The 8,188-nt window shown below is 42.0% G+C and carries 7 protein-coding genes, 1 tRNA gene and 1 pseudogene; 3 read left to right on the top strand and 6 right to left on the bottom strand.

Features of this window, described 5'->3' with window-relative positions; all coding sequences use genetic code 11:
* Positions 1–53 precede the first annotated feature (53 nt).
* Both ACM0OX_RS34385 and ACM0OX_RS34380 read left to right on the top strand, forming a co-directional pair.
* Positions 54–802 (top strand): annotated as a pseudogene (locus tag ACM0OX_RS34385) (reverse transcriptase domain-containing protein); the annotation flags it as partial.
* A gap of 31 nt (positions 803–833) precedes the next feature.
* The gene (locus ACM0OX_RS34380; RefSeq protein WP_414519539.1) at positions 834–1,271 is read left to right on the top strand and encodes a hypothetical protein; all 438 of its coding nucleotides are present in this window, start codon (positions 834–836) and stop codon (positions 1,269–1,271) included.
* 63 nt (positions 1,272–1,334) lie between these two features.
* Here the strand turns inward: ACM0OX_RS34380 and ACM0OX_RS34375 are convergent.
* The 4 genes from ACM0OX_RS34375 to ACM0OX_RS34360 form a co-directional block, all read right to left on the bottom strand.
* Positions 1,335–1,407: transfer RNA gene (locus ACM0OX_RS34375), tRNA-Phe, on the bottom strand.
* 74 nt (positions 1,408–1,481) lie between these two features.
* Positions 1,482–2,363, bottom strand: a complete 882-nt coding sequence (locus tag ACM0OX_RS34370; RefSeq protein ID WP_414519536.1) for a metal ABC transporter permease — start codon at positions 2,361–2,363, stop codon at positions 1,482–1,484.
* 47 nt (positions 2,364–2,410) lie between these two features.
* The gene (locus ACM0OX_RS34365) at positions 2,411–3,187 is read right to left on the bottom strand and encodes a metal ABC transporter ATP-binding protein (RefSeq protein WP_414519534.1); all 777 of its coding nucleotides are present in this window, start codon (positions 3,185–3,187) and stop codon (positions 2,411–2,413) included.
* A gap of 95 nt (positions 3,188–3,282) precedes the next feature.
* Complete coding sequence (locus ACM0OX_RS34360) at positions 3,283–4,224, bottom strand: metal ABC transporter substrate-binding protein (protein WP_414519541.1); 942 nt, start codon at positions 4,222–4,224, stop codon at positions 3,283–3,285.
* Positions 4,225–4,628: 404 nt separating this feature from the next.
* Here ACM0OX_RS34360 and ACM0OX_RS34355 point away from each other — a divergent pair, with 404 nt between their 5' ends.
* Positions 4,629–6,251 carry an iron uptake porin gene (locus tag ACM0OX_RS34355; protein ID WP_414519533.1) on the top strand — a complete coding sequence of 541 codons (1,623 nt, stop codon included), beginning with the start codon at positions 4,629–4,631 and terminating at the stop codon, positions 6,249–6,251.
* 163 nt (positions 6,252–6,414) lie between these two features.
* Here ACM0OX_RS34355 and ACM0OX_RS34350 read toward each other — a convergent pair whose 3' ends face one another.
* Positions 6,415–7,038, bottom strand: coding sequence for a TenA family protein (locus tag ACM0OX_RS34350; protein ID WP_414519532.1), 624 nt, complete (start codon positions 7,036–7,038; stop codon positions 6,415–6,417).
* Between the two features lie 36 nt (positions 7,039–7,074).
* Positions 7,075–7,845, bottom strand: coding sequence for a pentapeptide repeat-containing protein (locus tag ACM0OX_RS34345; RefSeq protein WP_414519530.1), 771 nt, complete (start codon positions 7,843–7,845; stop codon positions 7,075–7,077).
* Positions 7,846–8,188: the final 343 nt, after the last annotated feature.

The raw sequence follows: 8,188 nt of genomic DNA, 5'->3' as shown, positions 1-8,188 counted from the left end.
GAAACTGGTTTGCTAGTTGCTGCTATTGTACCTCATAACAGCCGCAAATGCTGTATCATAAAGATAATCAAAGAATCTCTAACAAAACCCCGGAATCAGACATTAGATACCCATCTGTTCGGTATGCCGACGATATGGTAATAGTGCTTAGACCTCAAGACGATGCTAATGAGATACTTGCCAAAATTGACGATTTTCTAGACGCACGGGGAATGAAGGTAAGTGCTAAGAAAACCAAGATAACCGCTACGACAGACGGCTTTGACTTCCTTGGCTGGCACATCATTGTGCAAAGCAACGGAAAATTTAACTGTACTCCCTCAGAGGAGAATTTTAAAAAGTTTCGTCAGAAGGTAAAAGCTATCGTTAATTGCTCGAATTATGGTTCTGAGGTAAAAGCCGAAAAGCTCGCACCAATCGTTAGGGGATGGAGAAATTACCATAGGTTCTGTGATATGTCAGGATCAAGGTTCTCACTTTGGTTCCTTAGTAAACGGACACATACGGTATTTAACAAGGAAACGAAGAACGACCACGAATCAAGTATAAAACTTGCACAAAAGGCATTCCCAAAGGTTCCTTGCTTCCAAAACTCCTATGTCATGGTCAAAGGTGATAAATCACCTTACAACGGAGACTTAACGTACTGGAGCGAACGCAATAGCAAGCTCTATGACGGGGAAACCTCTAAAACTCTTAAAAAGCAAAACCATACATATGTGGATACTGTGGCTTAAAGTGTACAAGTGAAGAACGAGGGTTGAGTCGATGGGGGATATTATTCCCCGCACCTCTCAGTTAAATCTGGGCGTGCGATTTTCACTCGGCTTGACTTGGCGGCGATCGCCAGCGGCAACTACATCATCAGCGTCAGCGATAATTCCAAAACTGGTAGCAGGCAAATTTGGCCTTGCTATCCCGAATGGTTTGAGGAATTTGATTTGCAAAATGTGGTTTTACCAAAGGTCGATTTAAACCAGTCAAATCGCGCTATCGGTCATGTCGTCACAGTTTGGTTTCACCGCCACGAAATTTTTGCGCCCTACAACTTGCGCCACTGCTGGGCGATACGTACTTTGGTGTTTGGTTTGGATATTTCGCTAGCCGCCCAACAAATGGGGCATTCAGCCAAAGTTCACTCAGAACTTTACCACCACTGGATTAGCCAGCAACACCACCAAAGGGCATTTGAACTGATGGCAAGTAAAAAAGATAGACCCCAGGTTCCAGAAATTTTGGGTCATCAAAAAGCGGTAAAATCTTCTGACTAAAACTTGACTAAAAATCCGCCATGAAATTTAGTCAGAACCGCTTGCAAAATGGTGCTTTTGTGATGCCAGGAACCGGACTTGAACCGGTGACACGAGGATTTTCAGTCCTCTGCTCTACCAACTGAGCTATCCCGGCTGGGGCTTTTGTGAGCCACGATTAATCAATGTAGCAAAGATAAAAGAATATAGCAAGTCTTTGGAGAAAAATAGTTATGCAGCTTTCAAACTGAACTTAAACCAGACGAAAATGGCTACAAATAGGAGAAACTGGACAAGAACAATACTTGGCCCAGAAGCAAGGTTGAAAATACCTGAGACCATGATGCCAGCAATGCTGCTAATGGAACCAACTATTACCGATATGACTAGAAAGCGGCTAAAGTGGTGACTCATCAGTTTGGCGGTGGAGGCGGGAATGACCAAAAAGGCGTTCACTAGTAAAACACCGACAGCTTTAATCGCGACAGCAACGGCGAGTGAAAGCAAGATCACAAAAGCGTAGCGGTACAATTGGACGGGAACGCCTTGAACTTGGGCAACATCGGGGTTAAGGGTCAATAAAATTTGCTGTCGCAGAGTTGATAGTAAAAATATGCTTCCTCCCACAAGGACTAGCAGTGTCAAAATCAAATCTGTGGTGTCGATCGCTAGAATATCCCCGAACAGTACAGCCATCAAGTTGCCACGATATCCTTTAATTAGGCTCGTAAGAATTAAACCGATCGCTAATGCCCCAGATAGCACTATGCTAAGTACGCTATCGCTAGCTAAGTCGGTTTTGTCGATAAAGTAGAGGACAATAAGCCCAAAAACTAAGGTAAAAGGCAACAGCATCCAAGTAGGATTTATTTGTAGCAGCACACCTAATGCCACACCTACCAATGCTGCATGACCTACCGCGTGGCTGAAAAATGACAACTGGCGTAAGGTGACAAAACTACCCAACATCCCGCCAAGTATTCCCATCAAGGCAGCACCCATAAACGCACGCTGTATCGAGGCAAGTAGTAACAACTCTAGCAAGTCATTACTACTAGCGATCGCAAGCCAAGTTATCTGACAATCATTGAAGAAATCTATAATTACTGGCATTTTTCATTCTTTAATTACGAATTACGAATTACGAATTACGAATTATTTTAATGTTGGTGCTGGTAGCGACTGAAACCTGGGCCGTAGGTTGCTAACAGGTTTTGCGGTGAAAGGGCAATTTCTGGCTTACCAGTACAAACAATGCTTTGGTTCAGGCAAAGCACGCGATCGCAATGCCGATTGACCATATCAATATCATGAGAAACTTGTAATACTGTCCAACCTTCCTCTCGCTTTAATTCATTTAGCAAAGCGTAAAAATCTGCTGCACCTTGCACATCAACACCAGCAAAAGCTTCATCTAGTACTAAAAGTTTCCGAGGCATTACCAAACAATAAGCCAATAAAACCCGCTTCAGTTGACCGCCACTAAGAGTACCAATAGCTTGATGCTGTAAATGATAAGCATCAGTTCGCCGTAAAGCTTCTGTTACTGCTGCTGATTTTTCCCGATCTTGTCTCCACAACTGGGAAAAAAATGAATTCTTTTTTTCCCCTTCCTTAGTCCATCCCAGTCCGACTACTTCGCTGACAGAAATAGGAAAGCTACGGTCAAAAATGAAGTTTTGCGGCATATAACCCAACGTGTGGCGTAAATGCCCCAATCTGGAAATTGGACGACCCAAGATTTCAATCGTTCCAGCACTTCGAGGGATCAAATCTAAAACCGCTTTTACCAGGGTACTTTTACCAGCACCATTGGGGCCAACAATGGCTGTATCTGTTCCTGGTAATAATTCAAAGGAAACATCTCGAACAGCTAAATAGCTGCCTTGATAAACAGTTAATCCTTCTACTTTCAAAATAGGAATGTCATTAGTCATTGGTCATTTGTACTGAGCGTAGTCGAAGTATTGGTCATTAGTTATTAGTCATTAGTCATTTGCAAAGGACAAAGGACAACTGACAAATGATAAATCTATTTACACGATATTTCCAGAGTTTGCAAATTAGTTTTCATTGCCTTGAAATAATACTGTGGATCTGTTTCGCCAGTTTCTAGAGAATCCAGAGTATGCAAAGTTATTTTCAAGTCTTTAGAGAGGCTGTTCAGCAGTTTATTATCTACTCCTGGTTCGCTAAATAAAGCTTTAACTTTGTATTTTTTCACAGCGTTGACGGCATTTTGAACATCTGTTGGTGAAAGTTGATCTTCGGGAATTTGCACCACAGCAACTTGCTTGAGGTTGTAGCGTTTGGCTAAATATGGAAACGCATCATGAAAGGTAATAAAGGTGCAAGTGGGATTTTTCTGCAAAGTCTGCTGAAATTCACTGTTTAAACTTTCTAATTCTTTAATATAAGCTGTAGCATTTGCTTCGTAAGTAGCTTTGTTCGCCGGATCGGCTGCAATTAATCCATCTCGAATATTTGTTACTTGTTGTTTTGCCAAAACTGGATCTAACCAAACGTGCGGATTACCCTGACTATGTTCGTGGCCTTTTTCATCTGGCGTCGTTTTGACAACAGGTGAAATTTCATTTAAGGGTTTAATACCAATACTTGCATCAATTTCAGTTAATTTGGGATTTTGGGCATTTTTGACGGTACCTTCCAGAAATTGCTCCAAGCCTAAACCATTTTTTACTAACACCTTAGCAGTAGCGATCGCTTTGACATTTCCTGGTGTCGCTTGGTATTCATGTACCTCCGTACCAGGTGGCACTAGAATTTCTACATCTGCTACATCTCCAGCTACTGCCTTAGTAAACAAATATATCGGCAAAAATGTAGCTACTACTTTAGTTTTTCCCGGCTGTGCCTGTGGGGTCAAAGCAGCTTCTTGTGCTTGCGGCGACTGTTCGGAAGTTTTTCCCTGATTCGGATTCGATTGGCTACACCCAGTAGCCATCGACAACATTAGCAAAGCAATTATGGGCAAGATGCCGCTTCTTTGCCTACCTGTTCTAATTTCTCTGCAATTCACAATCACGATATTTCTACTCCAAACGGATGCTTGCTCTACCTCTGTCACGATCGCTATTGACAATGGGAAGTATTCTAAATTTTATACTATAATAATTCTCATTCTCATTTTAAGTGCATAATATCATTCTGGGTTTGCTGTGTAATGAGTAACAACAAAACTTTTTCAGACGGTACAGCCCTTTGCAATTTAGTTTTCCCTAAATAATTAGGATTTCTTGACTTTTTTTGTTAAAAAGGTTGCTTACTTCTGATAAGATTGCTGACAAATATTCTCATAAAATACACGTTTAAAAAACGTGGTTTGGGTGTGAGTTGGAGATCAGTGTGAGGAGAGAAATGCAAAAATTCTGGAAATATCTGCTAGTTAGTCCAGCAGTCTGCGGTGTCATGCTATTTGTGAATACTGCTACATTTGCAGGTGAAACATCGAGTAAGTCTGAAATCAATCAACCGCAAGTTTTAGCTAATCCAGACGCAAAAGCTCAAAACATCGCGCCAGATCAGAAAATGGGACAAGTTACCTCCGTGTCCCAATTTTCCGATGTACAACCCACCGACTGGGCATTTCAAGCATTGCAATCCTTGGTTGAGCGATATGGCTGTATTGCAGGATACCCAAATAGCACTTATCGGGGTAATCGGGCATTAACGCGATATGAGTTTGCTGCTGGTTTGAATGCTTGTCTCGATCGCGTTAACGAACTTATTGCTACAGCCACTGGCGATCTAGTTAACAAACAAGATTTAGCCACATTACAAAAGTTGCAAGAAGATTTTTCCGCAGAACTAGCGACACTCCGAGGTCGTGTGGATGCAGTAGAAGTGCGCACTGCTGAATTGGAGGCGAATCAGTTCTCAACTACAACTAAACTGCAAGGACAAGTTGTCGCAGTTGTCAGCGATGTGTTGTCAGGAAATACAGTTAATGGTGCAGAAATAACAGACGAGAATACAACTTTAGGGGTACGGGCACGCATAGAATTAGTAACCAGCTTCACAGGGAAAGATACGCTGTTTACCAGAATCCAGGCTAATAATATTCTCAGCCCTAATATTGGTACGCCAGAAGGTAACTTATTTTTTGCTGGCGAGGATGGTAATACTGACGCTGCCATAGATGCCTTATATTACAAATTCCCTCTGGGCGAAAAAACAGAGGTTATCGCTATTGCCAATGCTGGTGCAGCAGACGACCTTACCAGCACTGTCAATCTTTTTGATGGTGATGGTGCTTTTGGTGCTTTGTCCACCTTTGGTACGCGTAACCCAATTTATAACCAAATAAATGGTGCGGGGTTAGGAGTAACATACGAGTTCAGCGAAAAATTGGCATTAAGTCTAGGGTATTTGAGTGGTACAGCTAATAACCCTACACCCAATAATGGCTTGTTCAATGGTTCTTATGGTGCGTTGGCACAGCTGACAGTTAAACCAAGCGATCGCATTTCTATCGGTTTAACTTACATCAATTCCTACAACCAACCACTACTCACAGGTAGCAATGCCGCCACTTTCCAGGATATAGCAGCTATCCAGGGTTTACCAGAAGATCAAGTAGGATTTTCCAGTAATTCTTACGGCGTCCAGGCATCTATTGGCATCACTGATAATATCGTCTTGGGTGGTTGGGCTGGATACACCAACAGCCAAAGCTTGAGAGGAACCCGTGGAGACGTTGATATTTGGAACTATGCTGTCACCTTGGGCTTCCCTGACCTCGGTAAAAAAGGTAACTTGGCAGGTATCATCGCTGGTATGGAGCCAAAAGTTACAAGCTCTGACATCGCAGGGTTGGATAGCGATCCTGATACATCCTATCATCTTGAGGCGTTCTACCAGTATAAGCTGAGTGACAATATCACCATTACTCCTGGAGTCATCTGGTTAACATCTCCAGATCACAACGACAATAATGATGATGTTGTTATTGGTGCATTAAGAACCACATTCAGTTTCTAATTTTTTAAAATCTTAAAAGAAGACGCAAAGGATAAATTTGCGTCTTTTCTTTTGTGTATAGGTTTAAAAACAGAACTCAACATTTTTACTGGGCTTGATATCTTCAAACAACGTAAGTTCGACACTTAGGAAAGGTCAAAAAGGTTGCTAGATATGAATTTGCTCAACTGAACATCCACGCAGCCTGAAAAAAGTCGCGCTCACAAAACATCGCATAACGATAAGTTGAATGCACAACAGAATTAGTAACGGCATAATTGTCAACCAAATTTTCTAATTGTTGTGCTAGTGGTTGAAAATCTGCGCTGCTATAAGTACGAATCCAGTCTGCATATTGATGATTAGGAATACCGTTACAAGCCAATTTTTCTCCTAAAAAGGCATACAAACGCATACAAGGAGACATAGCCGCAGCAGTTAAACCCACATCTTTGCTCCAAGCAGTTGCTAACAAAAAATCAGTATAGCGGCGGGTGGCAGATGCAGGTTCTACAGCATACAAATTGACTCCCCACTCAGAAGCATAGGCACTATGCAGCCTTAGTTCTTCTAAAACTCCACTAGCTAAATTATGAAATGTGGTGAAACCTAACCAGTCTGGTGCTTTAGCTGCCGCGATACTGTAAGCACGGGCAAAAGCTTCTAAGAAAAAAGCATCTTGCCCTACGTAGTAAGCAAATTTAGCTCGCTCAAGAGTACCATCGCCAATACCTTGAACGAAAGGATGCTCTAGGCAAGCTTGGGCTAAGTCTTGATTTGCTGCCCATAATTGGTTAGATAAAGTCATTTGTCATTTGTCAGATGTCAACTGTTATTATCCCCTTTAAAAAGGGAAGAACTGGAGTAAGACTGAGCCAATACTTCCCAAAAAGTCAACGAAGTTGGGTTTACCAGTACTTATCTTCTCATTGACGGGTGTTTGCAGTTCTTTTATAAAAGTTTGGGCTGTTAGGGTTCCAGTGCTGTTGTTTTGGGATGTAAACAATTTTTCCGCAACTTGAGCATCTTGGAATGCACCTTGTCTATCTAGTATTTGGTAACGGGCAACACCACGAGCGAGATAAGCATCCGCATATTCTGGTTTAATTGCGATCGCTTGATTAAAATAACTAACTGCTTGCTGTTGGTTACCTTTTTGCCCTTCTGCTACACCCAAAGCATAAAATTCTGCTGGTGAAGCAATTTGTGATGGTATCGCAACTGCACCTTGAAAGTTAGTCCCATTCAAGTAAGCGCCAGTTAGTTCTGCATTTGCTAAATAAGTATTTCTCAAATCAGCACCCGTCAAGTTTGCCCCATTAAATTTAGCTTCGCTCAGGTTAACGCCAAATAAACTCGCGCCACTTAAGTTTGCACCCCGCAAATCTGCACCACTCAAGTTTGCACGACTGAGGTTAGCACCTGTGAGATTAGCACCGCTCAAATTGGCTCCAGATAAGTCAGCCATCACTAAACCTGCACTCGTCAAATCACAGTTTTGACATTGTTTGGTGGCTAATAACTGTTTAACATGTTCAGAATTTGCTGCTTGTACGGTTGTTGTCAAACTAATTGTGGTTAAAAATGCAACTGCAACCAGAAGTTGGTTTTTCATGTCTGTGTAATATTTTTTACTAAATATCAATATTGACTGAGATGGATTTATACCTCAGCATTATGATATGAGCAATCTCAATAATTTGTCCTCTGTAGTTGCCTAGATCGCTGATAAATTGGCGATACCTTTCCTATGGAAGGCTATGGTAAAGGATTGTAGAAAAGTCATGCAAGTATAAATTGAGCCGATATTAAGACTGATAATATCATGTCCGCTTGATTGCTTATTAAACCGGAAGAACCCCACCCCCGCCAAAGCTACGCTTTGTCTCCCCTCCCGAAGAGCGGCTACGGTGTATACACAAGTCTTTGAGAGTTGCCTCCCAGCGTTTAGATCCCCC

Source organism: Nostoc sp. PCC 9305, from assembly GCF_963920915.1.
GTDB lineage: Bacteria > Cyanobacteriota > Cyanobacteriia > Cyanobacteriales > Nostocaceae > Nostoc.
This window is presented reverse-complemented; position numbering and strand designations above follow the sequence as displayed.